Annotated in this window: 24 protein-coding genes; 12 read left to right on the forward strand and 12 right to left on the reverse strand. The window is 67.8% G+C overall.

Going from position 1 to position 26,033, the window contains the following annotated elements; genetic code table 11:
* Window positions 1-15 precede the first annotated feature (15 nt).
* Together CV755_RS20065 and CV755_RS20070 are read right to left on the reverse strand one after the other, a co-directional pair.
* Window positions 16-1,689 carry a site-specific integrase gene (locus CV755_RS20065; protein ID WP_109281570.1) on the reverse strand — a complete coding sequence of 558 codons (1,674 nt, stop codon included), beginning with the start codon at window positions 1,687-1,689 and terminating at the stop codon, window positions 16-18.
* The gene (locus tag CV755_RS20070; RefSeq protein ID WP_109281571.1) at window positions 1,686-2,372 is read right to left on the reverse strand and encodes a helix-turn-helix domain-containing protein; all 687 of its coding nucleotides are present in this window, start codon (window positions 2,370-2,372) and stop codon (window positions 1,686-1,688) included. Before CV755_RS20070 ends, CV755_RS20065 begins: the two co-directional genes overlap by 4 nt.
* Window positions 2,373-2,467: 95 nt before the next feature.
* Here CV755_RS20070 and CV755_RS20075 point away from each other — a divergent pair, with 95 nt between their 5' ends.
* The 5 genes from CV755_RS20075 (at window position 2,468) to CV755_RS20095 (ending at window position 8,248) form a co-directional block, all read left to right on the forward strand.
* Entirely contained in the window at window positions 2,468-2,698 is a 231-nt protein-coding gene (locus tag CV755_RS20075) for a hypothetical protein (RefSeq protein WP_109281572.1), read from the forward strand.
* 335 nt (window positions 2,699-3,033) lie between these two features.
* Window positions 3,034-4,296: a DUF3631 domain-containing protein gene (locus tag CV755_RS20080; RefSeq protein ID WP_109281573.1), complete on the forward strand. Its 1,263-nt coding sequence runs from the start codon at window positions 3,034-3,036 to the stop codon at window positions 4,294-4,296.
* A 404-nt stretch (window positions 4,297-4,700) separates the two neighbouring features.
* Window positions 4,701-5,606 (forward strand): DUF2637 domain-containing protein, encoded by a 906-nt coding sequence (locus CV755_RS20085; protein ID WP_422070572.1) that lies wholly within the window; start codon window positions 4,701-4,703, stop codon window positions 5,604-5,606.
* 348 nt (window positions 5,607-5,954) lie between these two features.
* Window positions 5,955-6,515, forward strand: coding sequence for a MobC family plasmid mobilization relaxosome protein (locus CV755_RS20090; RefSeq protein ID WP_109281574.1), 561 nt, complete (start codon window positions 5,955-5,957; stop codon window positions 6,513-6,515).
* Window positions 6,512-8,248 carry a relaxase/mobilization nuclease domain-containing protein gene (locus tag CV755_RS20095; RefSeq protein ID WP_109281575.1) on the forward strand — a complete coding sequence of 579 codons (1,737 nt, stop codon included), beginning with the start codon at window positions 6,512-6,514 and terminating at the stop codon, window positions 8,246-8,248. The genes CV755_RS20090 and CV755_RS20095 overlap by 4 nt, the downstream gene beginning before the upstream one ends.
* A 70-nt stretch (window positions 8,249-8,318) precedes the next feature.
* Here the strand turns inward: CV755_RS20095 and CV755_RS34290 are convergent, their stop codons facing one another.
* The 10 genes from CV755_RS34290 to CV755_RS20145 form a co-directional block, all read right to left on the reverse strand.
* A complete protein-coding gene (locus tag CV755_RS34290) occupies window positions 8,319-9,083 on the reverse strand; it encodes a hypothetical protein (protein ID WP_153068714.1) in 765 nt (254 codons plus the stop codon).
* Between the two features lie 3 nt (window positions 9,084-9,086).
* On the reverse strand, window positions 9,087-11,093 hold the full coding sequence (locus CV755_RS20105; protein WP_153068715.1) for a hypothetical protein: 2,007 nt from the start codon (window positions 11,091-11,093) through the stop codon (window positions 9,087-9,089).
* Between the two features lie 71 nt (window positions 11,094-11,164).
* Window positions 11,165-11,602, reverse strand: coding sequence for a hypothetical protein (locus tag CV755_RS20110; RefSeq protein WP_109281578.1), 438 nt, complete (start codon window positions 11,600-11,602; stop codon window positions 11,165-11,167).
* Between the two features lie 289 nt (window positions 11,603-11,891).
* Window positions 11,892-12,935, reverse strand: coding sequence for a serine hydrolase domain-containing protein (locus tag CV755_RS20115; protein ID WP_109281579.1), 1,044 nt, complete (start codon window positions 12,933-12,935; stop codon window positions 11,892-11,894).
* A gap of 85 nt (window positions 12,936-13,020) precedes the next feature.
* Complete coding sequence (locus CV755_RS20120) at window positions 13,021-14,127, reverse strand: glycosyltransferase family 4 protein (protein ID WP_109281580.1); 1,107 nt, start codon at window positions 14,125-14,127, stop codon at window positions 13,021-13,023.
* A complete protein-coding gene (locus tag CV755_RS20125) occupies window positions 14,124-14,660 on the reverse strand; it encodes a dCTP deaminase (RefSeq protein ID WP_109281581.1) in 537 nt (178 codons plus the stop codon). The genes CV755_RS20120 and CV755_RS20125 overlap by 4 nt, the downstream gene beginning before the upstream one ends.
* On the reverse strand, window positions 14,657-15,196 hold the full coding sequence (gene dcd / locus CV755_RS20130) for a dCTP deaminase (RefSeq protein ID WP_109281582.1): 540 nt from the start codon (window positions 15,194-15,196) through the stop codon (window positions 14,657-14,659). The genes CV755_RS20125 and dcd overlap by 4 nt, the downstream gene beginning before the upstream one ends.
* Window positions 15,193-16,431 carry a metallophosphoesterase gene (locus tag CV755_RS20135; RefSeq protein WP_109281583.1) on the reverse strand — a complete coding sequence of 413 codons (1,239 nt, stop codon included), beginning with the start codon at window positions 16,429-16,431 and terminating at the stop codon, window positions 15,193-15,195. The genes dcd and CV755_RS20135 overlap by 4 nt, the downstream gene beginning before the upstream one ends.
* Complete coding sequence (locus CV755_RS20140) at window positions 16,428-17,753, reverse strand: UDP-N-acetylglucosamine 1-carboxyvinyltransferase (RefSeq protein WP_422070573.1); 1,326 nt, start codon at window positions 17,751-17,753, stop codon at window positions 16,428-16,430. The genes CV755_RS20135 and CV755_RS20140 overlap by 4 nt, the downstream gene beginning before the upstream one ends.
* Window positions 17,754-17,930: 177 nt before the next feature.
* A complete protein-coding gene (locus CV755_RS20145; protein WP_109281585.1) occupies window positions 17,931-18,410 on the reverse strand; it encodes an ATP-binding protein in 480 nt (159 codons plus the stop codon).
* Between the two features lie 260 nt (window positions 18,411-18,670).
* Between CV755_RS20145 and CV755_RS20150 the strand changes: the two genes are divergently transcribed.
* The 7 genes from CV755_RS20150 (at window position 18,671) to CV755_RS20175 (ending at window position 25,861) form a co-directional block, all read left to right on the forward strand.
* Window positions 18,671-19,534: a helix-turn-helix domain-containing protein gene (locus CV755_RS20150; protein ID WP_109281586.1), complete on the forward strand. Its 864-nt coding sequence runs from the start codon at window positions 18,671-18,673 to the stop codon at window positions 19,532-19,534.
* Window positions 19,531-19,761: a DUF397 domain-containing protein gene (locus CV755_RS20155; RefSeq protein ID WP_109281587.1), complete on the forward strand. Its 231-nt coding sequence runs from the start codon at window positions 19,531-19,533 to the stop codon at window positions 19,759-19,761. Before CV755_RS20150 ends, CV755_RS20155 begins: the two co-directional genes overlap by 4 nt.
* Window positions 19,762-19,942: 181 nt before the next feature.
* Window positions 19,943-21,415: a S1 family peptidase gene (locus CV755_RS20160; protein ID WP_109281588.1), complete on the forward strand. Its 1,473-nt coding sequence runs from the start codon at window positions 19,943-19,945 to the stop codon at window positions 21,413-21,415.
* Window positions 21,416-21,533: 118 nt separating this feature from the next.
* Window positions 21,534-22,298: a hypothetical protein gene (locus tag CV755_RS34295; RefSeq protein ID WP_153068716.1), complete on the forward strand. Its 765-nt coding sequence runs from the start codon at window positions 21,534-21,536 to the stop codon at window positions 22,296-22,298.
* 222 nt (window positions 22,299-22,520) lie between these two features.
* A complete protein-coding gene (locus CV755_RS20165; RefSeq protein ID WP_153068717.1) occupies window positions 22,521-24,557 on the forward strand; it encodes a lipase family protein in 2,037 nt (678 codons plus the stop codon).
* A 183-nt stretch (window positions 24,558-24,740) separates the two neighbouring features.
* Complete coding sequence (locus tag CV755_RS20170) at window positions 24,741-25,121, forward strand: hypothetical protein (protein ID WP_153068718.1); 381 nt, start codon at window positions 24,741-24,743, stop codon at window positions 25,119-25,121.
* Window positions 25,118-25,861: a hypothetical protein gene (locus tag CV755_RS20175; protein ID WP_109281591.1), complete on the forward strand. Its 744-nt coding sequence runs from the start codon at window positions 25,118-25,120 to the stop codon at window positions 25,859-25,861. Before CV755_RS20170 ends, CV755_RS20175 begins: the two co-directional genes overlap by 4 nt.
* The last annotated feature ends 172 nt before the right edge of the window (window positions 25,862-26,033 follow it).

A 26,033-nucleotide genomic window follows, 5' to 3' on the forward strand; every position in this document is an offset into this window, starting at 1 on the left:
TCCCAGGGAGGGGTTCTATTCGGCCTCGGACTTCTCGTCCGGGGCCGTTTGCGTGAGCGGTGCGTGAGCGGACGGGTCGCCAGACCCCGATATTTCTGCGGATCGCTCAGCACCATCTGGCACCGGCTCCGCTGCGGGCTCCTCAACATCGTCGGGCTCCGCCGCGTCTTCGGTCCCGTCGGTACCTGGCGTCATACGCGCTCGCGGTACGAGGCGAGCCGCGGCCTCGGCGATCGCCAGGTCGGCCTCGGGAAGGAGGCTCGTGTACGTGTCGGCGGTGATGGTGATCGAGGAGTGGCCGAGCATCTCCTGAATGTCCTTCAGGTCGGCCCCGGCCGCGTGGGCCAGCGTCGCGGCACCGTGGCGGAGATCGTGGAGCCGGACCGGTGGGAGACCGATCTCCTCGTACAGTTCCACGAACCGTCGTGTGACGTTGGCGGGGTGGAGCAGTTCGCCGTTCTCCTTGGTGAAGACGCGGCCGGTCTCCACCCAGGCGCTCCCCCACTCCTTTCGGTCCTTGTCCTGCTGGGCGCGGTGCCGCTGGAGGGCCTGGACCGTATCGGAATCCAACGCGATGGTGCGGGCGCCGGCGTCGGTCTTGGGGTCGTCCTCGTACACCTCCCAGCCGTCCACGACGAGTTGCTTGGCGACGGTGATGAGCCCGGCGTCCAGGTTGATGTCGGTCCACTTCTGTCCGCACGCCTCACCCCGCCGCAGTCCGCGGAACGCGATCAGGTGGAACAGCGCGTACAGGCGGTCCTCCGCGACGTGGTCGAGGAAGAGGCCGGTGTGCTCCGGAGTCCATACCATCACCGGCGATGGCTTCTCACCGGTGCGCTTCCAGTGGAGGATGCGCTCCTCGGTCCACACCAGCGCCTTGGGGCGCTTGCCCGCCTCCAGCTCGACGTGGGCGGCCGGGTTGAAGGTGATGAGCTGCTGGGCGATCGCGGCGTTGAGCGCGGCACGCAGGGTGGAGCGGACACGCTGGCGGGTGGCCGGGCCCACGATGCGGCGATAGGGCTCCATCTCTGCAATAGCCGCTTTCAGCGCCTTGCGCCGGGCACGGTGCTCGCGCCCCTTCCAGGGAATCCGGGCGAGATCCTCGAACGCCTTGCGCCGTGCGGCGTTGCCCTCTGCGATCTCCACGTTGGCCTCGGCGATGGCCTCGAACATCTCCGAGAGATGGGCCACACGAAGGCGGTCCATGCGCAAGTGCCCAATGTGAGGCTTGAGATGGACCCGGATGTTGCTCTCATCGCGGCTGATGGCACTCTGCCGCCCCTTCTTGCCAGCCAGCCACATGTCCAGCCACTCCCCGACCGTGAGTCGGCTGGTCAGGTCCAGGCCGTGGCTGAGACGACGCCGGGTCGCCTCGACGTCCGGCAGCGGGGCCTTCTCGTCGGCCACCGTCTCCAGCAGCTTGGCGATTTGGGCCAGTCCTTCGGCGTCGTCGGCGTCGGCCAGGCTCAGGAGGGCGCGGACGTGGTCGAGGTCGGCCTGGGCGGCTTTGAGGTTCTCGTAGCCGGCGCGGCTGAAGGAGCGGCGGGTGCCGTCTTCGCGGGGCGGGAGCTCCTGACGTATGGAGTAGGAGCCGTGCTTGCGGCTGGCGAGTTTGGGGCACTTCTTGCCGAGCGGCTTGCCGGTCTTGGGGTCGCGGCAGTAGCAGCGGCGGTGCGTTGAACCCTTCAAGGGCGTTCCTCCTGGGTGGTGTTGGGTTCGGGGTCGGGTGGGTCGACGTCGCCCAGTGCGGGTGGCAGAGAGGGTGGGGTGGCTCCCTCCTCGCGGAGGTCGCGGCGGAGGTAGCGCAGGTTGTACTTGGCGGAGATGACCTGGTCGGCGTACTTGGCCCGCTGGCGCTCGGCTTCTTCCTTCTCGGCGCGGCTGGTGGCTGTCCTTGCCGCGAATCGCGCCCGTTCTTCTTCTTCGAGCGCGGTGAGGGCGGTGCGGACGAGGCTGGAGTGATGCTCGAAGTGCGGGACCAAGCCGGCGTCGTAGCCCGGTACCTCCTCCTCGCCAGTGAAGCGGCGCAGGGCCCTCCAGGTGGACACAAGGCTCTGGAAGGGGAGTTCCTGGGTCTGCTCGACGTATCCGACCGGAAAGATCAGGCAGACCGGGTACGTCTCCAGGGCGGCGGCCAGGACCATGACGTCCACGAGAGGGAGGTTGGCCCGGCGCCCGGATTCCATGTTGGCGATGACGTTGCGCGGGATGGGATGCCCGAGTTCCTCGCACCGGTCGGCCAGCTCTTGCGCGCTCCATCCCATCTCCTTCCTTCTGCGCCGCACTTCGCCGGCCACGTTGGCCTTGATCCGGTCCGCCCACTCAGGGACGTCGTCTTCGTCGCTTCCATCATCAAATCCGTGTTGTGTCATGTCGACACATTAGCTTGGCCATCCTGGTTTGTGACGCCTGGAGCCGAACGTGATGACCGCGTTCGCCGAGGGCTGCATGAAAGGGGGCGCACTGCATGCGCGACGACACGGCGACGGGGCAGTCGAAGGGGATGAGCCGGGATGAGCTGCTGACCCTCCCCGTAGCAATTGACCTGGACACAAGCAATCGAGCTCTGGGGCTGGGGCGGAGTAAGGGGTACGAGCTGGCCAAGCGGGGCCAGTACCCGTGCAAGGTGCTGCGGCTGGGCAACGCCTACCGGGTGGTGACCGCGGATCTGCTGCAGCTGCTGGGTCTGGCGGCATGAAGGGGCGGCAGCGTAGCAGGCGTTTCTGCGCTGAGCTGACACAGAAACGCTGGACTGCTGCCGGGGGCGGACGTACTGTCCGTGTTCCCTCAGGGAACGGCGCAAGCGTTCCCTCGGGGAACAAAGCGAATGTTCCCTCAGGGAACGACGCGAGCATTCCGAAACGGAACAAATCCCTTGTCCCGATTCGGGACAGAGCGTGTGTTCCGAAACGGAACAGAGCGGGCCTCCGGCGCGGCCACGCCGGAGGCCCGGGAAACCCCGTCGCCCGCATCCAACGAACGATCCGCGCCGCTGGGCCTGCATGCCCGGCGCCGCAGAAGTGGAGCCGCCCAGTGCAACCTGAGAACCCCGCGCCCTATTCCGCACCCGCACCCTTCGCCGCTGCTCGGCCGCCGGTCGCGGTGCCGGGCAAGCCCGCCCCGCGCGAACCCGAGCACACCACGCCGCTCGGTGCGTTCGAGACATCGGTGCCGGATGGGGAGCCGACCGTAGGCTCGGCGCTGCTGGATGAACTGCGTGAGCAGATAGCGAAGTTCGTGATCCCGCCCTCGCCGGAAGCGCTGGACGCGGTGACGCTGTGGGTGGCGGCAACACATCTGCAGCCCGCCTGGCAGCACGCGCCGCGTCTGGCGGTGGTGGGTCCGGCGAAGCGGTGCGGCAAGTCGCGGCTGCTGGACGTGCTGACCGAGACGGTCCACGATCCGATGCTGACCATCAACACCACACCGGCGGCCATCTTCCGGTCGATCAAGGAGGAGGATCCGCCCACGCTGCTGGTGGACGAGGCGGACACCATCTTCGGCACGCCGAAGCAGGCGGAGAAGAACGAGGAGATGCGTGGCCTGCTCAACGCCGGTCACCAGCGCAACCGTTACGTGACCCGGGTGGTCGGCAACGACCACACCCCGCACCGGTTCGCCACCTTCGCCATGGCGGCGATCGCGGGGATCGGTGATCTGCCCGACACGGTCATGGACCGGGCGGTGGTGATCCGCATGCGGCGCCGGGCCGAGGGCGAGAAGGTCAAGCCCTTCCGCTCTCGCCGCGACATCCCGGCCCTGCATGATCTGCGCGGCCGTATCGCCGCGTGGGCCAGGCCGCTGGTGGACGAGGCCGCGAACCTGGAGCCGGAGATGCCGGTCGAGGACCGCGCGGCGGATACCTGGGAGCCCCTGGTCATCGTGGCCGATCTGGCCGGTGGGTGCTGGCCGCGTCTGGTGCGGGTCGCGTGCGCGCGGATGGTCGCCGCCGAAGCGGCGGCCGAGGAGGATCACCCGAGCGGGGCGCGGATCCTCGCCGACATCCGCCGGGTCTTCGTCGCCCAGCGTGAGGTGGACAGCCTGTCCACCGAGGAACTCCTCCACCACCTGCGCCAGGATCCCGAGAGCCCGTGGGCCGAGTGGGGACGCGGCGGGCTGACCGCCCGTGAGCTGGGCAGGATGCTGCGCGAGTTCGATATCACTTCCGGCAACGTGCGCATGGCCGACCGGACCCAGCGCAAGGGGTACATGCGCCACAAGTTCCTCGACGCCTGGCGCCGGTACTGCCCCACCGTCCACCCCGTCGGCGCCGACCCCGCCCACAGCGAGGGCTGACCGCCCCACGCCGCCCCTGGTTGCCGTCCTTGCCGTCCCTGCCGTGATCTCGCAGGTCAAACGGCATACGGCCAAGACGGCAACCGGGGCCAAGACGGCAACGCGATCAGCACCGGCGCGCTTGCCTGTCCAGATCCGTCTTGCGCCGTCCTAGGCGTCCTTGCCGTATCAGCGCAGGTCACAGCCCTGTCCGCCGGGACGGAAGACGCAACGGGCGTCCTGACCGGACAGGGCCACCCCGAGCCGGGGCCCAGGCACGACGAACCGCCTGAGCCCCCTGGCGACAGGACCGAGACGCCAGCGAAGCCCGCCAGGACGGAAGCCCGAGGCCGCTGCCGTACCCGCTCTGACCTGCGCTTGCAACGGCCAAGACGCACCACACCGCCACCACAGGAGTACCCCGCTTGACCCTCCAATCCATCCACCACCCACCGCACCACCCGACGCCGGGCAACCGGCCTGGCGACGGGCAGCCAGCCATCGCCAAGCGGGCTGCCGAGCAGTACGCGCTCATCGCGGCCAGCACCGTCATCGTCGCTCTGACCGCTGGTGCGTTCTGGCTCTCCTACGCGCACCTGGCCGACGTCGCTGGCCAACACGGGCTGGGAACGTCACCGGTCCGCCGCTGGACATGGCCGGCAACCCTGGACGCATTCATCGTCGCGGGCGAACTGCTCATGCTCCGCGCGGGCCTGCGCCGGGTCACCGACGCCTGGGCCATAGCCCTGACAGCTGCCGGAGCGGTCGGCTCCATCGCGCTGAACGTCGCCGGGGTCAACGGCACGGGCAACGCCGCCACCGTCCCGTTCCTCGACTACGTGGTCGCCGCGGTTCCCCCGACCGCCGCGATGCTGGCCTTCGGCGTGCTGATGCGCCAGATCCACCAGCTCATCGATCAACCTGCCGACCGCCCGGAACCAGGCTCCACGCAGGTGCCGGAACCACCGGTCACCACATCCGCCCAGCCCGCCGAACCACCGGCCGAACCCGTCCAGGCTGCGGAGCCGCCGGCCGAGTCCGTCCGGCCCACGGGGCCACCAGCCGCCGTATCCGACCGGTTGGCGGAACCACCGTCCGAGGTTGCGGAGAGCAAGCCGCGCGGTGGCCGACCGGCGAGCGCGTCGATCGAGGAACTCGTAGAGATCGGCCGAATCGCCGCCGCTGAGCACGGCAAACTCACCCGGGACCTTCTCCGGAAAGCCGTTAAGGACAAGGGCCTGACGATCGCCAGCGAGCGGGTGACCGACGTGATGAACATCCTCAAGCCCGAACTCGAAGCGAAGGCGGGCACCGCTTCGGCCAGCGGCTGACCGTCCGCCCTGCCGGGTGACCGGAAACCTTTTCCGGTCACCCGGCCCGCCGACCACCGGCCCGCCCGGCATCCGCCTATCCCCACCTGTGGACAAGGCGACGCCACCCTCACACTCCGCCAGACCTTCCGCCGTCCGCCCGCCCTCTGTCCTTCCCTTCCCGGAGAACCACCTGTGATGCACGACTCGCACCATCCCGACGATGGCCGCGACGAGCCGACGCCGCTAACGAAGTCGCCTACGCTGATAGGGCGTTTGCGGCGTGCGTTCGGACGGGCTGCCCCTGGCGGAGCCAGTAGTACCCCGAGTCCGACTCAAGGCCGGACTTCGGGGGTCCCCGCCCCGGGGGTGGCGGAGACGGCCCAGCGCCAGGGGGCGCAGGACCAGGAGGCCGGGGCCGAGGGCGGCCCCGACCCGGACACCCTCCACGCCGCCCAGCAAGCCGTCCTCCGCCCCGTACGCTCCGCCGAGACCGCAGCCGGCGAGCCCACCGTGAAGAGCGTCCAGCCCACGATCCGCCGTTTCACCGGCACCAAGCGCACCGTCCGCGTCGGCCCCATGCTCTTCACCGATGACGAGGACAGCCGCCTCCAAGAGGCGGCCACCGAGCACGGCTACAAGGGCAAGTCCGGCTTTGCCGCCGACGTCGTCCTCGCCTTCATCACCGGCCGGTTCACCGCCAACCTGCCCCTGTCCGAGGACCGCCGCCGCACCCACATCTTCCGCGCCCAGGTCCTGCGCCAGCTCAACCGCATCGGCGTCAACGTCAACCAGATCGCCCGCGCCCTCAACAGCGACCACACCCCACCCGACCTCCGCCAGCACCTTGACGAACTCCACCAGCTGCTCACCGTGATCGCCGAAGCCCTGCGCCAGCCCGCCGACCCAACGGAGGACCTGGCCGCATGATCGCCGCCATAAAATCGCCCGGCTCCAACACCCGTGGCCTCCTGGCCTACCTCTACAGCCCCGGGCGCCAGGACGAACACCTCGACCCGCACATCGTGGCGGGATTCGCGATGCTCGGCATGCCCGACCCCGGCCGCGACGAGAACGCCACCCTCACCGAACTCGCCCGCTACCTCGACGAACCCGTCCACCTGCGCAACAGCGAGTTCGGCAAGAAGATCACCGACCACGTCTGGCACTGCCCCGTCCGCGCCGCACCCGAAGACCGCTACCTCTCCGACACCGAATGGGGCGAGATCGCCCAGCGCATCGTCCAAGCCGCCGGCATCGCCCCCACCGGTGACGACCTCGCCTGCCGCTGGATCGCCGTACGCCACGCCGACGACCACATCCACATCCTCGCCACCACCGTCCGCGAAGACGGCCGCCGACCCAAACTCCACGACAGCGGCATCCGCGTCGGCGACGAATGCCGCCAGATCGAAAAGGACTACGGCCTGCGCCGCCTGAAAAAGGGCGACCGCACCGGCACCCGCCGCCCCACCCAGGCCGAGATGCACAAGGCCAAGCGCATGGGCTGGGAACAGACCAGCCAGCAGTGGCTCGAAGACCGCATCCGCGCCGCCATCCCCCACACCGGCACCGCCGAGGAACTCCTCGCCTACCTCGAAGCCGACGGCATCGAAGTCAAGCCCAAGCGCGGCCCCTCCGGAGACCTTCTCGGCTACGCCGTCGGCCGCCCCGGCGACCTCAACGAAGACGGCGAACAGATCTACTACCCCGGCGGGAAGATCGCCCCCGACCTCTCCCTGCCCAAACTCAAAGCCCGCCTGGAAACCAGCGCACCCGAGGAACACCCCACCGCACGCCGCAACCGGCCCAGCACCCCTTGGCAACGGGCCACCGAGGCCCTCGACACCCTCCACACCGAGATCACCGACACCACAACCGGCGACGGTGGTGACGCGCGGACCCAGGCACACATCACCGCCCTCGGCGAACTGATCGAAGCCACCGCCCAGAAAGCCCCCACCGACCTGCGCGCCCAACTACATGCAGCCAGCAGGGAATTCGCCCGCGCTCAGCGATCCCAGATCCGGGCAGAAGACCGAGCCGCCCACACCCTGCGCACCGCAGCACGCGACATCGTCAACACCGCAACCGGCCCCGACGGCAGCGCGCTTGCCACCCTCGTCGCCGCCCTGGTCTGGGCCGCCATCCTCGCCGCACGCTGGCACGAGGCCAAGGGCCACGCCCATCAGGCCGATGCAGCCCGCCGAGCCGTCCATCACCTTCAGGCAGCGGCCGACGCTGCCATCATCCCCACGCTCATCGAACTCGAAGCCCGTCGCCCCAACGAGGAAACCAGCCGCACCCTGGCCAGCGACGTACGCGCCGCCATCCCCGAACACGCCAACCGGATCCTCACCGACCCCAGTTGGCCCGCCCTCGCCACCGTCCTCGCCGACGCCGAAGCCGGCGGCCACAAACCCCACCAGCTCCTCAAGGAAGCCGCCACCCAACGTGAACTGACCACCGCCCGCCAACCAGCCCGCGTCCTGATCACCCGCATCCAGCACACGGCCCGTAACCCCGTGCCCAACCGCCGCGCCGAAGCAGCCCGCCGACGCTCAACCACCACGGCCACGACATCCGCTCAGCAGACCCGAACGGACCAACTCCCAGTCACACTCCTGGCGCCCACCGAACTGCAGCACCGTCAACGCCGATAGACGCCCGGGCGCGGCACCCCGTGCACCCTGCTGATGGCCTCCCCCATTTCCAGGGCGAGGCCATCAGTGGTTACGAAGCGCCATCTGGCTCGGGGATGGAATGGGCATCGAGAAGCGCTTCAGCCTTGGCAGCATGCTCCGGCCGCCCTGCACGAAGCATGCTCGCGGCCAAGAGACCGTAGAGCATGCGCTTTTGGGCAAGGTCGGGAAATGTATCGAGGAATTCCCTGACCACCTCGACCGCTTCAAACTCGACAGCCCTGCCATGCCTCGGCCGAAATTTACTGAGCGCCTCGGCAAACGCCTTGACCTTCTCGACGCTCGGAGGGTTGTTCCAATCAACTGCGTCTTGCTCAGTCCAGCGCACCAGTACAGCAGCTGGATCGGCCAGCTCCTCGGCCAAAGCCTTGGTTCGCTGTAGCCGCACTGCATCGGCAACGGCCTGCCGACGCTGTGCTGCAAGCACTGCAGCAACGGCCATTTGATCGTCGGGAAGCAGGCTCAGGGTGACCTTGGCATGAAACTCGATTCGGGGTGTAGTTGGCAGGAAGCGGACCTGACGCAGATGGTCTTCGCAGATGTCAGCGGCCGTGGCGAGATCGGCCGGATCACAGTCTTTGGCGATGTCGCAGGCCGCTTGTCTCAAGACCGAACGGATCCTGCTGGTGACCTCGGCGACGCTTATTGGGTACGGCGGCTCCGTCATGACGGTTGCCGCGATCCGTGCGGTGAAGCCAATGCCAGGGTGGGCGCTGGGCAACCGAATTTCGATGCGGGCCAGGCCGCGCCGCAACGCCCATCGTGCTCGGCGCCGCGACCATCGTGTGGAAAGCACGGGTCACTTCTCCCGTGGCGGCTCGCCGATCGGTGAGATCGCCAGGCCCATGCCCATTTGTAGTTCTTTGCGCAGATCGATCACGGCCTCGTCGTAGGCAACTCCTGGCTCACCGGCCACGAGTGCGGCAATCGGCGTGGTGAGCATGTGGCGCGCTACGACTTGCTTGAGGATATCTGTTATCAGATCCCGAGGCACCGTTCCGTCTGCACGGGCATGTGCCCAGGCCGTCAGCAGCGCCTTAGATTCGGCATTCACGCGGGGATCCACAAGGGCCGCGTTCCAACCGCTGATCAGAGCGTCCTTGACATCCGACTTTTGCTCCGCGGCCGCCATCAGGACCTGGAGTACAAACGGGTCCACCTGCGGGTCGAGGAGAGAGAGAAACGCGCGGTGTCCCGCCAAGTGGTGGTGCTCAGTGGCCCATTTGATGACCGTCGCCCACACACGGGGCAGCTGACCCTCACGGGCAGCAATGCTGCGCAACGCTCCTTCTGCTGTCTCCACGGCGAGGTCTCGATTGGTGCGATCGAGGATGTGACGAAGGCGTACAAGTGCCTGCCGTGGGAAGTGGTCGGCAAACTCACCCCGACACACGAGCGCCACGACGGTCGCGACCGATGTACTGCGATCTTGTGCCCAGTCCAGAAGCCGCGCACGAACTGCCGGCCCCAGCGCGTCTGCTTTGGCTGCGGTGGTGAGCACGCGGGCAATCAAATCGCGGTGCTCATTGCGGTCGTTGCCATTATCGACCCACGCCTGAATCTGTTCGACGACCCGTATGTCGTTCTCGGCCATGGCCAGTTGGACCAGGAGCTCGCTTATCGGCCCCAGCCGGGCTGCCCCTGGTTGTCCGGACGCCGTGATTGCATCGAGCCAGGTCAGCAAGTGGGTGTGGATGTCGGGACGCTGGTGCCATAGGTGGAGCAAGATCGCTCGTGCGTATCCCGGTCGATGGTCCAATGTGACCTGGCGTCCGGCTATTTTGGCACCGACGCCTTCAAAACGTGTGGTGAGGTCCGGGCCAGTCAGGATGGCCCTTACCTTCCGGTCTTGAGGTTCGTTCAAGAGCATCCGGGCAGCACGTTGAATGTTGAGTGCGTCTTCTCCGCTGAGGAAGAGTGACGCGATGAGCAGGGCGCGGTCGTCCGCGTTGTCCTCAGTATTTTTGAATACGTCGGTGACCTGCTTTTTCCACTGCTGGAACCTGGCCTTGGCGGTCTCGAGTCCCTCTCGTGATTCGTCGACCGACGCGAGAATGGAGGCCAAGCGGGCAGCATCCGCAGGGCTGCTGCTTTCAGTCAGTAGGCGGCTGGCCTCGCCGATGCCACCGGCTGAGCTCGGTGTGGTGTTGAGCCAGTGTTCGCGTTCCGGCTTGCGATGAATATGACGCAGGTGAGCCTGCGCCACGCCGTGAGGAGATGGCTTGACCTTTGCACTGACGACTACGCGCGACAGACTGCTGGATTCGCTCTCCGGCCACTCGTGCTCATCGACGATGACAACGAGGTATGAGCCCCTGTTCCGTAGTTTCTCTGCGTGACTCACCAATGAATTGGCTGCACGGTCCCGATTCGTCCATGAACCGATCTCTGATGCAACGTCCAGGAGGTAGCCGGTTCCCGGGTTGTCAGGCAGCGTGGAGATGTCCGGAGCACTCGGGTCGACCCAGTCCGGCTGGATCTCTTTCAGTTCCAGCGACTTATCGCTGGTCCGCTCCGCCCTGGCCACCTCCCACAAGGCTCTGATGCCAGCAGTGCGCTTGCCGTATCCAGCTGGCCCGGTGATGACCGCAAGAGCGGGTCCAGTGTTGGTGAGCAGGTGCACCGCATCGGTGGCTGTGGGGACTGTTTCGTCGTGCGGGCCGACACGCACCCATGCCAGTCGCACGACATCGAGTTCCGCCTTGGGAATGTCGGTGACGGTGAGCAGTTGCTTCCCCGTCATGGTTACCGGGCCCGCGGCGATGATGATCTGGGAGCGGTCGTTGTGCTGGACGCTGACCTTCATCTCGCCTGCCTGTGGGGGTGCGGGTGGGGCAGGAGGGGGAGGCGGTGTAGGTGCGGGAGGCAGTTCCTCGCTCACTTCTCGCTCCGCGGGGGCTGGTAGGTGAAGCTGCCCCCAGAGATGGAGCCACCGGAAATTACCACCTGGCTGTTGGTGTTGTGGTGCGCGTTGATGCTCGCTCTACCATCACCAGACTGTTCCGCTTGGTCAATCAGGGCCTGCAAGTCGGCCGCGCCATCAGGATGCTTCTGGAGGAAGGCTGCCAGCTGGATCGTCAGTTGCTGCTGCAGCGATTCCACAATGGACGCCCGCTCGCTCTCCGCGGTGCTGGTAAGCCGCGCCTGGGCGGCATCAAGCAGTCGTAGCTCTTGTTCGGCGACCTCGTCGCCGCCTCGCTGGAAGAAGCGGACCATGGTGCTACGAACCAGCTCCCACCCACTTTTGACCATCTCCGCGACGAGCACTCCAGCGCCGCCCGTAGCCACCTGCATGATGTCGAGCGCTTCCCCCATGTTCCTCCCCCTGCCTTGCAGAGCCAGCGGCATATTCGCCAGCCCAGGGTGGGTTGATCGCCTGCCTGCGGCAACCGAATCCACTTCGGTCGTCCGAAAGCATCTGGTCTCACAGCGAGCAGATTGAGACACAGCCTCGCAGCGATGGACAGGAGGAGAGGCGACGGACCAGGGAGCACAGTGAGCCGCAGAACGTCGTTCCGTCGATCGGGTAGTGCTTTCGGCCAGTGCGAGGCTTCGATGGGTTGGCCGGAACTACCCGTCCGCCGCGAAGCCGGTGCGGTATCCGTCAGCCGAAGACCAACCCCCGGAAGGCGTTGCGGATGCTGGTCAGGGGCTCGCGGTCACGTGTGTAGTAGAGCTTGTTGGTCAACAGGACGGCCCAGGTGCCCTGTTTAGGGGAGATCCACATACCGGTGCCGGTGAAGCCGTAATGGACGTACGTGCGGTCTGCTGGATCCGTGCCGGGGGCAGGGTGCCAGAACAGGCCGCGGACGGGTTCCAGGGTGCCGGTCTGGACGGTCAGGGACTCCTCGACCCAGTTCGGCCCGAACCCGGGTGACGCCGGGGCGGTGGCGGGGTCGAGCATGTACCGCAAAAAGCGGGCGAGGTCGTCGAGGACGGAGAAGGCGCCGGCGATGCCGCAGACGCCGCCGAGGAGGCGGGCGGAGAAGTCGTGGGCGGTGCCTTTGAGGTGGCGGCCGGTGTCCTGGTCGAGCTCGGTGGGGGCACAGCGGGCGGCCAGCTCGGTCGGCAGCGGCCCGAAGCGGGTGTGGGTCATGCCCAGGGGCTGCCAGATTCGGGTGTGGGCGAGCTGGTCGAGGGGCTGGCCGGAGAGGTGCTCGGCGAGGTAGCCGAGGATGAGGGCGGCCCGGTCGGTGTACTCGACGGCTTCGCCGGGCGGCCGGTGCAGGGCCTCGTGAAGGACGCCTGCACGGATGGTGGCGGGCTCGGTGCCGTAGAGGTTCTTGAGCTGGGCCCGCAGCGGTACGCCGGCGGTGTGGGTCAGCAGCTGCCGGGCGGTCACCTGGCCGAGGGGGTGCCCGCTGACCTCGGTCCAGAAGGTGCCGAGGGGGTCGTCGAGCGGGAAGGCGTCGTCTTCCCACAGGGCACCGATGGTGGACCAGACGGCGAGGATCTTGGTGAGGCTGGCGACGTCGAAGACCGTGCCGGGCCGCATCGAGGTGTCCGGCTCGGCGGGATCGAGGAGGCCGGCGGTTCCTCCGGCCTTTATGCCCGCGGCGTCTCCCATGGCCCACACCGCGCCGGGGTAGACCTGGTCGCGGACGCCGTCCGCCACGAGCTGCTTGATCCGGTCGGTGCTGTCTGCCATGGAGCATCTCCGATGTCGCGGTGCGGGCCCGGCTCGTCAGCGTAGTGACCGTGCCGGGCCCGGGCGGGGAACTGCGGCGGGATGGTCAGCTGATCCGGTGGCCGAGTTCGGTCAGGGCCTTGGCGGTGGCGCTGAGCGGGTAGCGGGCCGCGTTGGCCTGTCCGGCCTGGCGCAGGGCCGCCAGCAGGCCGGGGGTGGTGCGGAGGCGGTCGATGTCGCGGGCGAGGGCGGCGGGGCGGGTGAAGTCGGTGCTGGTGCCGGAGGCGGCGAGGGCGTCCACCAGGCCGGGGACGGGCTGGTAGAGCACGGGCAGGCCGCAGGCTTGGGCTTCGAGGGCGACCAGGCCCATGGCTTCGAGGGTGGTGGAGGGCATGACGAGCAGGTCATGGTCGGCGAAGGTCCGCCACAGCTGTGGCCGACGGAGCCAGCCGAGGTAGCGGACCTTGGCCCCGGACTGCCGTATGGCGCGGGTGAGGGTGTGGAACTGGTCTTGCGGGGCGGCGATGCTCAGCTCGACACCGGTGACGGCTGCCAGGGCCCGCAGCAGGTTCTCCGCTCCCTTCTCCGGGGTGAGCCGCCCGGCGTACAGCAGCCGGAACGGGCCGCCGGACGGCCGGGACGGTCTGCGTGGCGGGTGGGTCAGGAGCTGGTCGGGGATGCCCCAGGGGATGTGGGTGATCTTCGTGCGGTCGGTGGTGGGCGCGATGCGCAGGAGCCGGTCAGCCATGGCTGCCGTGGGCACGACGATGGCGTCGGCGAGATGGACGGTGTCGGTGAGGACCTTGTGCTGGTCGCGGTGGGCTTCAGCGAATAGCAGGTCGGTGCCGTGGACGAGCGCGATCCGCGGGCAGTCGGGCAGGGCCCTCATCAGCGCGGGGGTGGCGCCGAAGGCGAGGTGCTGAAGGTGCAGGAGGCCGACCTGAGCCGGGTCAACGGCTTCGGCCAGGGCCCGGTGGAGAGCGGCGACGTAGCGGTGGAAGGCCGGGCCGTCCAGGCACTTGCCGACGACCGGCAGCAGGCCGAGCCCGGTGGGACGGCGGGGGCGGCGGCCGGTGGGAGCGAGCATGAAGGGCCGGGCGGGGATCAGCGGGCGAGGGCCGGTGTAGAGGTCGAGGAAAAGTTCGACGCTGCCGCCGGGGCTGCCGGCGGGCAGGTCGAGGGCGGTGGCGACCAGGGGGCCGGTGGTGGTCATCGCGGGCCTCCGGCGATCTCGGTGTAAAGGCGGGAGATGTCGATGCCCTCGGTGGCCGCGTACTTCGCCCCAGGCCGCTGGTAGCTGGCGCGTTCGCCCGCGGTGGCGAGGAAGACGAGCTTGCCGAAGGTCATCCGCGGGTAGATGCGCACCCGTTTGGCGGCGCGGATCTCCAGGGTCCAGCGGATGGCGTGCCCGACGTGCCCCAACGGTGCGGAGACGTGCACCCAGATGCCCAGCGAGCCGGTGGTGCGGTCGCCGTTGAGCATCTGCGCGTACGTCTCCGAGCCGGTCCGCTCGTAGGTGACGCCCAGGTAGAGCACGCCGGGTTCAAGGACGGTCCCGGCGGCAGGGATCACGGTTTCGGTGAAGGCGGTGGGGCGGGCAGCGTCGAGGTCGCCGTCGCAGATCCGTAAGGTCTCCCCCAGCCGCCAGTCGTAGGCGTTCGGGGAGAGCCGGTTGGCCTCAAAGGGCTCGATGCTGATCTCGCCTGCCGCGACGGCGGCGGCGATGGCCGGGCCAGTGAGGATCACGAGGCCGCCGCCTGGGCCGAGATGAGGTCCTGCCAGGCCCGGGAGGGCTGGGGGCCGAGGGAGCCCTGGTACTTGCCCGTGTAGAGGTCCACGGCTCCGGTGGCCACGAAGAACATGACCTGTCCGATCTCCATGCCCGGATACACGCGCAGGGGGCGGACGGGGGTGAGCATCAGGGTCCACTGGCCGTGGAATCCAATGTCGCCGATCGGGGCGGTGATCTCGACGAATAAACCGAGGCGGCCGACGCTGGAGCGGCCGAACAGCAGCGGCACGAAGTGGTCGGAGCCAATCTGTTCGAAGGTGTGGCCGAGGTAGAGCTCGCCGGGCTGGAGGACGTAGCCGTCGCCGCCGATGGTGATCACCGTGGTGGGGTTGGGGCGGTGGGCGTCGATGACGGGGGCGGTGTAGGTGGCCAGGGTGGTGCCGAGGCGGACGTTGTAGCTGTTGGGGTTGACCTGGTCCGCGTCGAAAGGGTCGATCCGCAGCCGCCCGTCCAGGGCGGCGGCGGTGATCTCGGGTCCGGTCAGGATCACGGCAGGGACCTCTCGTGTGCGGTAGTAGGGGCGCCGGTCAGGACGTGGCGGACGGCCTGGCCGAGGGACATCCCGGCCCGGCGGGTGCGGTTGCCGAGGAAGTTGCCTGCCAGGAAGTCGGTGGTCAGCACGGTGCGAAGCCCGGGCGGCAGCGGGTTGGGGGCCGTGACGAGCGGGCCGACCCGCTCGGTCAGGTAGGCGGTCAGGCCGCCAGGGTTGTGGAGGTAGGCGTCGGGGATACGCGCGTAGGCGAGCTGGTTGGCGAACGGCTCGATGGCCAGCAGGTCCCCGAAGGTCAGCACCGTGCCCAGCCTCTGGGGCCGCAGCACGGTGTCGTTGAGGACCACAGCGTCAGCCCCCAGTCCGCTGTGGAGCCGCAGGGCGACCTCAGCCAGGACCTGGTGCCGGTCGGGCACCGTGCCGCGGTAGGACTCGGCGATGAGCCCCAGCGGGGCGGCCAGCTTCTCCCGCACGACGCTCATCTGCCGGACGACGCAGGCCAGATCGTGCGGCACCGCGGCCGTGCCGGTGGGGAAAGTGCAGGTGTGGGCGGCCCAGACAGCGCCGACCGGTTCGGCCAGTGCATATCCGGCGCCAAGTTCGCCGCCCTTGACCACGAGTGTGTCGCCAACCGGCTCGGGCGCGTAGTGGTCGCTGTGGCAGTGCCCGGCGAAGATGACGTCCAGGAACGGGCACTCGGCGGCCAGTGCCAGGTCCTGCTCGAAGCCGGAGTGCGACAGCAGCATCCACGCGTCGGCCTCGTGGTGGTGAGCCAGCATCAGCTCCCGCAAGGTCCGCACCGGGTCTGTGACGCGTTGGCCCTGGCGCTGGTGGGCGGGGATGTCCAAGAAAGCGTCCGGGCCGATGACGGCGGTGACGGCCACGCGCCGGCCGCCGATGAGGAAGGTCCGCAGGCGGCGGAAGAGCGGCTGTCCACTGATGTCGTCGATGGCATTCGCACAGACCGTCAGTGGGCGGAGGCCGGGCTCGAAGTGGTGGGGCCAGCCGTGATTACCGGGGGCGAGCACGTCATAGAGCCCAGTCAGGACGGCCCGTTCGATGGCGCCACCCGCGAGCCGGTAGTAGCCGCTGCCCTCGAAGAAGTCGCCGCAGTCCGCGATCAACGAGGTGGGCCGGGCCTTCTGGAGGTGGGTCAGCATGCCGTCAGCCGTGGCGAAGGCGGAGTGGAAGTCGGTGGTCGCCACGATCCGCTCCAGCACCCGGGCGGCGGTCACCAGGTCACCGGTGTGATGTCGGCGCCGAGGGTGCGGAGCTTGCCGGGCAGGTCCGCGTGGCCGCGCCGCAGCTGGTCGAGCCCGGTCAGCATGGTGACGCCCCGGGCCATGAGGGCGGCGATCAGCAGCGCGGAGCCGGTGCGGATGTCGGTGGCCTCCACCATGGCGCCTGTCAGCCGCTGTGGGCCCGCCAAACGACACTGGGTCGGCGACAGCTCGTCGATCCGGGCGCCGAGCCGGGCCAGCTGCGGCAGCAGGTTGCCGTGGCGGCCGGGGTTGATCGAGTCCCCGAACAGATGGGTGCCGGGCAGGCCCAACGCGAGGGCCATCAGGGCGGGTTCGAAGTCGGCATCCAGGCCGTTCGGGGCGAGGGACGCCATCGCCCGCACCGGACGGCCGGTCAGCTGACCGGCCGGGTGCACGGTGATCGCATCGGCGGTGACGGTGACCGGGATCCCGGCCTGGGTGAGTAAGTCGGCCGGCAGCCGGACGTCCGGACCGCGCAGGCCCTCGATCCGCCCGGCGCCGCCGGTGGCCGCGAGTGCACAGGCCAGGATGCCCGCCTCGATCTTGTCCCCGGGCACCCACCAGTTGAGGCTGCCGCGCGTGCTGTCAGCGGGCGGTCCAAGGGCGATCGTCTCCTCGCCGGCGGCCACGTCCCAGCCCGATTCCTGCAAGGCGGCCAGGAGGGTGGTCGTCTCGGGCGACAGGTTCGGGTTGCCCACCACGAGGCGGCAGCCAGCGACGACGGCCCGCAGCACGGCGGCGACGGTCGCCCCGCGCGAGCGGAACGGCAGGTCGAGACGGACTGGGCCGGGCCTGCGGCTGGAGGCCGTGACGGTGTAGTGGTGGTCCTCGGCCTGCACCACGTCGCCGAAGGCTTCGTACACCCTGAAGTGCTCGTCCATGCCCCGCTCGCCGATCCGGCAGCCCCCGGGCCACGGCAGCCGCGCGGTGCCGTGCGTGGCCAGCAGAGCGGGCACCAGGTAGTAGGAGCCCCGGATGCGGGCGGCATCGGCCAGGTCCGGGGCGGTGGGGCCGAAGGCGCCGGGCCACAGGATCAGGCTCCCGGGCTCTCCCACGGGATAGGAGAGGCGAAAGCCCGTCCGCTCCAGCAGACGCAGCATCAGCTGCACGTCCGCGCTGGCCGGCACGTTGCTGAGCTTGACGTGGCGCCGGGTGGCTGCGGCGGCGGCCAGCAGGGGCAGGCAGGCGTTCTTCGAGCCGTCGACCGCGACGGCGCCGGTCAGCGGCTGACCGGGGCGGACGGTGAGCGTGCGGGGGACGACCGTGGCAGGCACGGTTGCGGGCAGGGGTGTCACCAGGGCCTCCATAGGGGATGCCGGTCTAGTCCGTGGGGCGGGCCCGGCCGGGGGCCGGGCCCGCCGAGGGCGCCAGGGGTGTCATGGCGCCTGCCGCACCACCGGGTGGGGAGGATGGGCGTGCGGCTCGGCGGGCGGCGACGCCTCGGCGGGAACATGCCGCCGCCCGCCGACGTGCTAGTGCAGCGGCAGCAGGACCAAGACGGTCTTGCCGCCGCCGTCCTCGTCCCGGGGGATGCTGGTTCTGCCGCCCGCCTCCGCGGCCAGGGCTTCGACCAGACGCAGCCCCCACCCCCCGCTGCCGTCGAGGTGCGGAGCGTGGAGTCGGCGGGGCATGCGCGGGTCGCGGTCGTGGACCGCGACCATCAGGTGCCGGGGGTCCATGCCGAGGTGGACGTCCGCCTGGGCGGAGACTGCGGCGGCATGGCGGACGGTGTTGGTGACCAGCTCGCTGACGGCAAGCACGGCGGTCTCCACCACGGCGGCCCCCGGCTGCAGCCCCCACAGGCCGAGCTGGGCCGCGACTTCCCGCCGGGCGGCCGGCACGGCCGCCGGGGTGGCCGGGACGGAGAAGCGCAGCGAGCGGTCTATCACTGCCGCATCGTCGTCGGCTTCGTCCTTCGGTCGTTCGCACCGTTGGCCTGGCACCACGTGCATGGCCGGGCTCCTTCCGTCCGAGGCGGCATCCGCGCACGCCAGCCACCGACGATCAGCGACGGGTGGGCTACGGATCGTGAAGCGCCCTCAGAATGACCCCGTGCACTTCTCTCACGCAAGTGCGTGGAACAAGTGGGCATATGCCTGCCGCTCAGGCTGCTATCTGGCATCAAACGCCAGTCCAGCGGTAGGAGTTGGCTGCGCTAGGGCACACTTGCGTACGGCAACCGCCGTTCGCGGAGGTGCTTCAAGGAGGGGTGATGGCCACGGCCAGCGGACCGACCGTACGCAAGCGTCAGCTTGGAGCCGAGTTGCGGAGGCTGCGCGAGAGCGCGGGCAAGAAGATCGAGGACGTCGCCGAGCACCTGGAGTGCTCGATGTCGAAGATCAGCAGGGTGGAGACCGGACAGGCCCCGATCAAGGCCCGGGATGTGCGCGAACTACTCGCCTGGTTCGGCGTCGAGGACCCCCTTCAGGTGGAGGCCGTGATGCAGATCCACAAGGACGCCCAGCAGCAGGGCTGGTGGGCCCACTACGAGGAGGTACTGCCGTCCGGCATGGCCACCTACGCCGGGCTGGAGTCAGACGCGGTCGCCCTTCGCGCCTACGAGCCAATATTCGTACACGGACTGCTGCAGACCGAGGACTACGCCAGAGCCGTGATCGCGGCGGTGCGGCCGGGCGAGCCCGAGGAGGTCGAGCGCCTGGTCCGCTTCCGCGTGCAACGGCAGGACCTGCTCTCCCGCCGCCCCGATCCGCTGGAGCTCTGGGTGGTCGTCGAGGAAGCCGCCCTGCGACGTCCGGTCGGCGGGAAGGAGGTGATGGCGGCCCAGATCAAGCACCTCATCCATGCCGCCGCCCTGCCGAACGTCACCATCCAGGTCATGCCGACCGCCAAGGGCGCCCACGCCGCCATGGCCGGGACCTTCGCACTCATGGAGTTCGGCACCAAGGCGCCCACCATCGTCTACGTCGATTCAATCGCCGGAAACGTGTACCTGGAGAAGGAACGCGATGTCCGCAAGTTCATCCAGACCTTCGACCTCGTACGAGCCGCGGGGCCCGATCCGCAGGACACCCCCGCCATCCTGGAGAACATCGCAAGGGAGATGCACCAGATATGAACACCCACTACGGCCGGACTGCCCGTGAGGCAGACCTGAGCGGCGCCCGCTGGCGCAAGAGCAGCCACAGCTCCGGCAACGGAGCGTGCGTCGAAGTCGCCGAGACCGGCGGCATCGTCGCCGTCCGGGACTCCAAGGACCGCAGCGGCCCCGTCCTGCGGTTCTACGCTGCCCAATGGGCCTATTTCATCAGCACTGCGGCCGAGGAAGCAGCCACCGGGAGCTGAGCCTGCGAGACGAAGCCGGTCCGAACGAAGCGCGGTCGCTCGGGCCGGCAACAAGTGACGCCTCTAGCCCTCGCGACCGACGACATTTCGACCGGAATGGCCGGATCCCCCGTTCCACTCTTGCCCCACCAACAGCAGGCTGACCCACGTCCATCCGGTAATCCCAGTGGGGGGAGCTCCTGTGAGGACCAGAACCAACAAGCGGGGGGCGGCGGTCTTACCCGCCGCAGTTATTGTCGCGGTCCTTCCCTTGATCGCTGCCACACCATCGGCTGGTGCGGCGGCACCCGACCAGCGCAGCACAGTGAAGAAAGGCTCGCCTGCCGCTCATCAGGCCACGGACCCGCGCCTGATCGCAATCCAGAAGAAGCAGCAGGTGCTCGACCAGATCGCCGGAGACATCACGGAAGGTCTCTCCGAGTTCGATCGCGCCAAGATCTCCGGATTCACCGAGGTCGAGGTCGATCCGAACCACAACCACCTGAGCCTCCATTGGAAGGGCACGCCCCCAGAGCGGGTACGGCGCATCCTCACCCACCTGCCCAGCGGGGTGACGGCCGATGTCCTGCCGGCCCGCTATTCCAAGGCTGATCTCCATGAGGCCCGAACCAAACTGCTCCATGCCGGGAAGCCGATCGCCCTACACCCCTCGTCCACAACGGACCCGATCCGGATCACCAGCATCGCGGGCGCCAATGACGGTAGCGGTCTGGAAATCACCTACGACGAAGACCGAGGCGTGGGTCACCGGGACCGGAAGGACCCACTGGCCCGTGACGAGCGCAACACCAGATCCAGCAGGATTAAGGCGCTCACCGATCGACTGACCGGTATCAATACCATTGCCGTCTATAAGCCGTTGAGCGAGGACCCGGTCGCCAGCAACGGTAATCCGCAGCCGCACCTGACCAACGGGGTAGCCGCAAGCAAGGCGATGCGCAAACACGATGCACCACCGTGGTACGGCGGCGCGGCCCTGAGGAATCCTTCCGGCGGTATTTGCTCCAGTGGCTTCGCCGTTACGGACAGCCACGGCAACAACATGCTCACGACCGCCAAGCATTGCGACGGCAAGGACGGCTACTGGCACACCTGGGAGGGCGGTGACGACGTCGGTGTGAGCGACCACCTGCAGAGCAACGCCCACGTGGACACCGTGGGCATAGCCCTGCACGACCCGGCCGATGGGTATCTGTACGACGGGGAGGCGAACAGGACCGACGGCTACGCCAAGCCCGTCACCGGATACGGGCACAACAACGTCGGAGACTACGTGTGTACCGACGGCGCCAACGGCGGCGTGCACTGCAACGTCGTCCTGAGCAAGGTGGACGTCGGCGTCACCGGGGCGGACGGCGGATACCGCCCCGTCACCGACCTCGGCTACGCAACCGACTGGCCCTCCCACGGCGTTGCAGCGGTCAACGGCGACAGCGGAGGACCGGTGTTCGTCGGTGCCAACAACTGGACCACCGATGAGGCACGCGGCACGATCACCGCACTCGACAGAACAGTCGCCTGCCCCTCGGAGCTGAACCCTGACACCGTCCTCGACGGGCACCAGCGGAAACCATGGTGCCTGGCCGGCGTGTACTACGTGCCCATCTACCAGACCCTGCACGACCTGAAGTGGACACTCAACACCGCAGGGTGACCAAGACCGGACACTGGGCCGACACACTCAACAGGGCGTCGGCCCACCGGCTTTGCCCAGCACTCACCCTGATGTCAGGCTCGGGCTCGACCGTCACCGTAAATCGTGGAGCATCACCGTGGACCCACGACAGCTGAAACGAAGGACCGGCGCCATGTGGCTAACCGGCGCCATAGCCATCCTCGTTACCGTCGCAGCAGCATGGCAGTTCGGGGAGCGGCACAACAGGAATCACCGCGACGATGCGGCGGTGCTCGGTAATGTGCTGGCGAGCCGGGACGGCCGCACCCTCACCACAACTGCCAGATGGACGCCGTGTCAAGCACCGCGCCCTCAACTTCAGGCGCATGAAACCCCTGGTGCGATAACGCTCGTTCTCAGGGAGGGCACCGCCGACCTCCGGCACCAGTGCGACAGCAAGGACCAACAGGTCACAGCAACTATCGAATCGTCTTTGGGCTCACGGCGGCTGATCGACGGCGAAACCGGCACAACGATCGTCCCCGTAGACGGCGCGAAGCTGGCAACTCCCCACTACCTCCCGGCCGGTTACGAGGAAACCGAAGACCTCTACGACGAACCCCCAGGGGAACGTTGCCTCCCGGCACCCTTCGAGAGGGCAGCAAGCGCCTCGTGGTCACGGTTCTACCGCAAAGGCTCCGCACGTCCCTCACTCGCCATAGCGCAGACCATGAAGGAGACGCCGGATGATCCTCGCGGCGCTATAGCCGCTGTGGATGGACACCCCGTCCACCTGCAAGAACACCCCAAGTCCCGCTGCCTGACCTGGTCCAGCAACAAGAACACCTATGCCATAGCCGCTCAGAGCGCACAACTCACCACCGACGAACTGCTGCGAATCGCCAAGCGGCTCAGTCGATAACTATGGGCAGCATCGTTCCGCTGCAGCGGAGGCAAGGCGCTTCACGCATAGAAGGAGAGACACAGCCAGATGAAGCGGCGGAGAAGGGCACGGAGGATCGGGTACCTCCTGGTGCACGGCATTGGCAATCAGCACACGCAGGCCGGCACGCGCAAGTCCGTACTGAGGCATATGGGGCAGGGGATACTCAGCCCGATCATACGGGCCTACGGTGCGTCGGCCGTGGACTGGCGTGAGACGCCGGAGGACCGGACGTCAAGCGATGAGGCGGCCTATGGGCGTCCCGCACACGCGGTGGCCAGGATCCGTATTCCTGGCAAGCCGACGGGTGAGGTGCTGATGGTGGAAGCGGTCTGGTCCGACCAGTTCCGCCGACCTCGATGGTGGCTGCGCTGGCTGGTGTCCTTGGGCTACCTTGCCCGGTCTCTGCCGATGGTGTTGCTGCTGATCGGGCCCGACCGACGGGACCGCAGCATCCTTCTCGGCGACACCCACAACGGCCGTGGCTTCGGGGCATACTCACGCAACTCTGCGGGCTCCGGCTTCTTCCTGCCCTCGGAGTACCGACACATAGCCCGCGTCGGCTGGCGCCTACTCACACTCCTGGTCTGTTTGTTCGGTCTCAGGGCGCTGACCGCCGCACACCCGTGGGTCGCACTTGGCGCAGGCATCTGCATCCTTGCCCTGTTGTGCAGCCGACTCAATCTTGGCGACCACGTGATCACGGCTGCTGCGCGCGATCACGAGCGCGAGGAACTACTCGACTACCTCGAAGAGCGCCTTCGCTGGCTGGAGGCACGGTGCGACGACATTGTGATCGTTGCCCACTCCCAGGGCGGATATCTGACCCATCAGCTTCTATCCCGGGACGGCGGCCGTAACCAGGAGAAGGTCATCCGCTTCGTCGGTGTCGGATCCGGCCTCAAGCCGATCTGGCTTCTGCGGCAGACCAGGCATCCGGTCGTACGGCTGGTCGCTTGGCTGCTTCCAATCGCATCGGTCCTCATGGCCTGGGGTACCGCTCCGTTCGTGGATCCGGGACTGTCCGCGAGCGCCTTGGCACTGACGAGATCGGCCACGGCCGGAATGGCGTTGCTTACGCTGCCCCTCTCCGCCATCACACCCGAAAGCGTCTCCTCTGCCATGGCGTCCATGTCCGCCTCATGGCAGCAATTGCTGAGCAGCGCATTCCCGATGGGTGGTATGACGATGGTGCGTTGGGCGGCCGTCGCCGCCAGCGCAGGTGTCAGCATTCTGTGCGGGTTCCTCCTAAAGCGCTATGCCCGTCCGTACCATCGTGATCCCCTCGAGCTGTCTCGCCCCGTCCAGCGAAGCCAGCGGAGGCAGCCTCTGGTCTGGCAGGAGTTCAGCAGTCAGCACGACATGGTGGGACGTATGCTCCTGCCCACTCTTCCCAAGGGGGTTGAGCAGGAGGCCACTTGTGTTCTCGGTCATCCGCTGCGTGACCACACTCGGTATTTCGACCGGGAGGGAATGCTGACTCGGCGCCTTGCAGGATCGCTGCTGGGCGATCTGGAACAAACCACGTGCAGGCGTTTCGGTGCTGATGCATGGAACGCGCGTGTCGGCCGCTACGAGATCGCCCTGCGCAAACAGCACGACCGTCGTCGACTCTTCCATGCTCTGATCATGCTCTGGGTGACACTCTTCTTCCTCGTACCCAAAGTGGCCAGGGGATCCGACTGGTTCCAGGCCGCCATGGACCAGTGGAAGTACCTTGCCGTCGCCATGGTCACCCTCAGCTGTCTGTTCACCTGGCACAGCCGCAGGAACCACCAAGCGGTGGTCCGTGCGCTCGACGCCGAACTTCGGAGCATGCCAGAGGACAAACCCTTGGCCCGGATCCTTCCTCCCGCCCAGAGGATGACCCCGTTCGTGTGCTTGGTGTTCGCCGCGATGCTCTCGTTCTACGGAGCACTGGGGTTGTTCATCCTCGGACGGCATCATCCCACCTGGGCGGTTCCTGCCCCCGGGGCGATGCTGCTCGCGGCCATGGTCTTGGCTGTCCTGGCGGCAGCCGTTGCCTCCGGCTACAAGATCAAGCGTCGCTGGCTCGCTGCAACGACCGTCCTGGCCAGCGTGCCAGTCGTCACTGCGAACACACCGTCTGCCCCCGGCTTGCCGGCCTGGGCCACCACACCTGGCGTCTTCGTCCTTGCCACTGTGGTGACTGCTGTCGTCATAGCGATCGCCGCTCTGACACGATCTACGCCGATTCCCCTCCCAGCACAGAATTGAGGTTTCCCCCCTCCTGGGAGCCAACCCGGCGGACGCAGCAAAGTCGCCTTCAGCGGCGGGTTCTGGTCAACGCCCCGCATTGCCCGACCCGTGCCGTGCCATGGCCGGTACGGTCGATCAGTTCTAGCGTGCGAAACGGCCCGAAGGGGGAACCGTCCCATGTACGAAGAAGCAGTCATGGCCGTGAGCACAGGAGCTGCCAGCGGTGTCCTCTCCTATCTGCTCCAGGACCAGGCCGACGCTTTGCGCGCCCGGATCTCGGCCATTTTCCGTCGTGCCGGCAGCCCGCAGGAGGAGGCCACCGCCCTGCAGGTACTGGACGAGCAGGCGACAGCCCTGGCCCGCCACAAAATCACTCAGCGCACCGTCATCGACACCTGGACCGAGCTGCTCTCAGCCTTCCTCGACACTCACCCCAGCGCCCGATCCGACATCGAGGAGCTCAAGACGACGGCCCCGACAAAGACAGTCAACATCGGCTCCCAGCACAACCACGGCTCCGGGGCCTTTATCGGCAACGACCACTACGGCGACATCAACATCAACACCCGGGACGACCGGTGACCACCGACGACCCGGCGCCTACGGAGCAGCACACTGTCCAGAACAACTACGGTGGCGCCTTTGTCGGCCGTGACCAGTACGGCGACATCAACATCCATCATGAGATCGACCCGCAAACCAAGGCCACACTCGCGAAGCTGGGGAAGTCCGCGCCCGCTCTGTCGCAGATGCTCGAAGGTGCTCTGCGAGACGGTGTTATCTCGCCTGACACGGTCAGCCAGCTCTCCTTGGCCACCCGGAGCATCAACGAGGACGTTGCCGACCAGATCTCGCGCGCCTCCCACCGGATCAACGAGGACGTCGCCGGCCTTCTCACGCACGCAAGCCACAGCATCAACGAGCACGTCGCTGAGCAGCTGACCTACGCCGCTGACCGACTGTCCACAGTCTCCTCGAAGCTGGACTTTGACGCGCTTGACCTTCTCGTCAGACGCTTGGAGGAAGTTCTCGGCCATCACGACGGCAGCGATCTCAACGGGCTCGCCACCCGGCTGCAGAACAGCCTGAAAGATCTGAGTGCGGCGACACACCGGGTAGGCGATCTGCAGGGTGACAGCACTCAGACGGTCAGGCTCGAGCAGGTGACGAGGTCGCTCATGGACATCGCGAAGCGAGTCGAGGCAAGGGTGACCCCGCCCCCGCCGGTGATACTCCCTGACTGGGAGGGACGATTGCGATGGTTCGGCGCCGGCGTTCTACTCGGCATCCTTATATCTGTCTTGTACGCGGCCTACTCGTAGCCGTAGACGACGGGCTCCGTGCGTGCGCGATGCGTGAGCGGACGGTCCGGCACGAGGTGTCATGAGCGGGATGGGGTGCGCTGCCGCAGGGCCCTGATCAGGCAAAACAGCACCCTGCGGCAGCGCCGAGCACCACCCGGCAAGGATTCGATCCCACTCCTAAAGCGGGTGT

It is taken from the genome of Streptomyces orinoci (genome assembly GCF_003121295.1).
Classification (GTDB): Bacteria; Actinomycetota; Actinomycetes; order Streptomycetales; family Streptomycetaceae; genus Streptomyces; species Streptomyces orinoci.